The organism is Achromobacter sp., assembly GCF_057314935.1.
The window spans coordinates 1-3,576 of the sequence record NZ_DBHKZA010000176.1; the positions used below are offsets into that span (position 1 = coordinate 1).

The window sequence follows — 3,576 nt, forward strand, 5'->3', positions numbered from 1 at the left end:
GCTGGCGCGCGAGTTCCTGGCGTTCATGGCCGAACGGTTGACGGCGGCGACGCGGTTGCCGGAGTAGATTCCCCCATCAGTCCCGGGAAGGCCTCCGCGGGGGCCAGGCCTACTTGCGCGCGGCGTCGTCGTTGCTCTCGCTGGCCGCTTCAAGCGGCATGTCGATATGACAGGCGATGCCGTCCGGCTTGAAATCCAGGGCTGTCTTGGCGCGCAACGCGAGGAACAGCGTCTGCTCGATCAATTCACGGCCGTAGCCCTGGTGCGTGGCGTCCGGCGCTGTCGGCAGGCCGGATTCGGTCCAATCCAGGACCAGATGCTCGGTGTCGCCATCGCGGCGTTCGATGCGCCATTTGACGTCCAGCCGGCCCGATTCGTAGCGCAGCGCGCCATATTTCACGGCGTTGGTCGCCAGTTCGTGGACGGCCAGCGCCAGGGTCTGGATGCGTTCCGCGCTGATGCGGACTTCGGGGCCGTTGATCGTGACCTGACGCTCGTTGCCCACCGCGTCGAGTTCCCGATGCACGATGCCGCTGAATTCGACTTTTTCCCCGTTGGCCTCGCTCAGCATGCCCTGCACGCGGCTCAAGGCGGCCAGGCGGGTGTCCAGACGCTGGAAGGGTTCGCCGTCGCCCAACGTGCGCCGCGCCACGCTCTGCACCACCGCCAGCAAGTTGCGGGTCCGGTGCTGCAGTTCGGATATCAGGATGCGGTGGCGCCGTTCGGCGCGGGTGATGAGGGTGATGTCGATGAACGTCACCACGACGCCGTCGACCTGGCTATCGCTGCTGCGGTAAGGCACCAGGCGCAGCAGGTAGTGCTTGCCGTCCAGGGTGCCGGCGATGCGGCGTTCGATCGGCTGGTAGTGGGTATAGACCTGGGCGATGTCGTTGGCGAAGGAGGGCAGGTCGAAACGGCTGGCCAGATCGGTGATGGGGCGTCCGCAGTCGCTGGGAAGGATATTGAACACGTCGCCCATGGCTGGCGTGAAGCTGCGGATGATCAGGTCGCGGTCCAGGAACAACGTGGCGATCGCGGTGCTTTCAAACAGGTTGTGCAGGTCGCTGTTGCTGCGGTCCAGTTCGTCTACCTTGCCATGGAGTTCGGCGTTGACCGTGTGCAACTCTTCGTTCAGCGACACCAGCTCTTCCTTGGACGCCTCCAATTCTTCGTTGGTGGACTGGAATTCCTCGTTGACCGACACCAGCTCTTCATTGGACGACTTCAGTTCCTCCAGCGCGGTCTCGTATTCCTCGATCATGGATTGCAGGCGCTCGCGCGTGTCGCGCAGTTCCAGCTCGATCTGCTGGGCGGCGCCTTGCTGCGTGATGCTGCTGTGCGTGTGGGCGTCGTCGCGGTTCAGCGGGGGGCCGTGGTCGGCAAACAGGATCAGGAACAGCGGCTCGTTTTCCTTGTGGTCGGCCAGGGGCTCCACGGTCAGGGTCACCATCTGGACGCGGCCATCCTCGCCTTCCACGGCCACGCTCTCACGTACCGCGGGCCGGCCGGTTTCCGCGGCCTCGTGCAACAGCGTGCGCAGGTCCAGGCGCAGCCCCTTACGCGCCAGGGTCAGCACCTGGCGCGTCGGCACGCCGGCGGCGGCTTCCAGGTACTTGCCGGTGCGTCCGGAGTAGTAGACGATGTCGCCGTCGCGGTTGACCAGCACGTGGGGCGGCGCATGTTGCGCCAGTACCTGGCTATCGACGGATTGGCGCAGCGCCGAGGCGCCGGTCTGCGCGCGGCGCAGCGCGGAATGGGGCAGGTCCGGTTTATGCATGGAGGGCAGGGTGATCGTGGGGCGTGGCTGCGCGCCGATATCCGTGCGGCGCTGGAAGATCCGGTGCTTCTTGTTGATCGGGCTGAACAGGTCGTTGAACTGGGTGACGTTTTCCGACATGCCCAAAAACAGATAGCCGCCCGGGCGCAACGCATAGTGGAAGGTGGGGATGACCTGTTTCTGGATGCCGCCGCCGAAATAGATCAGCAGATTGCGGCACGATACCAGGTCGATCCGGGAAAACGGCGGGTCGCGCAACACATTGTGCGGCGAGAAAATGCACAGGTCGCGCACCGCCTTGCTGACCACGTAACTGTCGCCATCGGCCACGAAATAGCGCTCGCGCCGCGCTGCCGATACCCCGTCAAGCAAGGCGGCGGGATATCGCGCCGCGCGCGCGACGGCCAACGCGCGGTCGTCGATGTCGGTGGCGAAAACCTGCACGCGGGGCGCCGTCGGCAGGGTATCCAGGTGTTCGCGCAGCAAGATCGCCAGGGAATAGACCTCTTCGCCTGTGGCGCAGCCGGGCACCCACAGGCGTATGGTTTCCGTCGCGCCGCGGTCTTTCAGCAGTTGCGGAATGACCTGTTCCTGCAACGATTCGAAGGCTTCAGCATCGCGAAAGAAATTCGTGACGCTGATCAGCAGGTCGCGAAACAGCGCGCCCGCCTCCTGCGAGTTCTGCTTCAGGAATTCGACATACGCGGCCAGCGTGGGCATCTGGTTCACATGCATGCGGCGTTGCACGCGGCGCATGAAGGTCTTGCTTTTATAGCCGCTGAAATCGTGGCCGATGCGGGTCCGCAGCAAGGCGTAGATCTCGTGCTTGGCGGCTTCCAGCCGGCCGCGCTCCGGCCCCTGGGCCGCGGCGTCGTCCAGGTCGTCCAGATGACCCAGCCTGGCCGCGAAATCAACCAGTTTCACGCCCATTTGATCGGCCGGCACGATGAAGTCCACCAGGCCGGTGGCGATCGCGCTGTCGGGCATTTCCGGGCTGCTCGGCCCGAACCCGTCGGCCGACTGCGCCAAGGTCAACCCGCCTTGCTCCTTGATGGCCTTGATGCCCAGCGTGCCGTCGGAATCCCCGCCGGACAGCACCACGCCCGCCGAACATTCGCCGCGATCCAGCGCCAGCGACGTGAAGAACAGGTCGATCGGGCGTGGGCCGCGCTGCTCGGGCACCCGTTGCCGCAGCCGCAGGCGACCTTCATGGATCGACATCACGGCATCGGCGGGCAGGACGTAGACGTTGTCGACCAGGACTTCCGCGTCCTGCGTGGCGGTCTGGACCTTCAGGCCGGTGTAATGCTGGATCACCTCGGGCAGGTGGCTTTCGCGCACGGGGCTCAAATGGGTGAGCACGACGAACGCCAACCCCGGCTTTGGGGGCACGCCGCGAAAAAAGCCTTCCAATGCTTCGACGCCGCCGGCGGAAGCGCCAATACCCACAATGGGAAATTCCGTTTGCACAGTCATGGTCTCTTCGGCCTGATCAATCACGTGAACAGCGTTTGAAGCGTCAACGAATCAGAAACCGGGGATAGGTGCGCCACGGGATGCGGAAAAACAGTGGGTGGCGCGGGCGGGTGCATGGTCCCCTTTTTCTGCGTCGGCGCCGGAACGCCTTGGTTACGCGCTGTTATCGGAATACACGCAGCGACATTACCATGGACGCCTGGGGATTGATATGCGAAGCACCGGGCCTGCCGGACTAGGGCGATCGGACTACGCTGCCCGGACGCGCGCGGCGCGGACTTTCAGCCGCAGCCGCTCCAGCGCCAGATAGACGATCGGCGTCG

Annotated in this window: 1 protein-coding gene; it reads right to left on the reverse strand. The window is 64.8% G+C overall.

All coding sequences use genetic code 11. The annotated features are described in order from the left end of the window. Positions 1-109: 109 nt before the first annotated feature. Positions 110-3,253 (reverse strand): CheR family methyltransferase, encoded by a 3,144-nt coding sequence (locus ACO6D5_RS29770; protein WP_485827396.1) that lies wholly within the window; start codon positions 3,251-3,253, stop codon positions 110-112. Between the last annotated feature and the right edge of the window lie 323 nt (positions 3,254-3,576).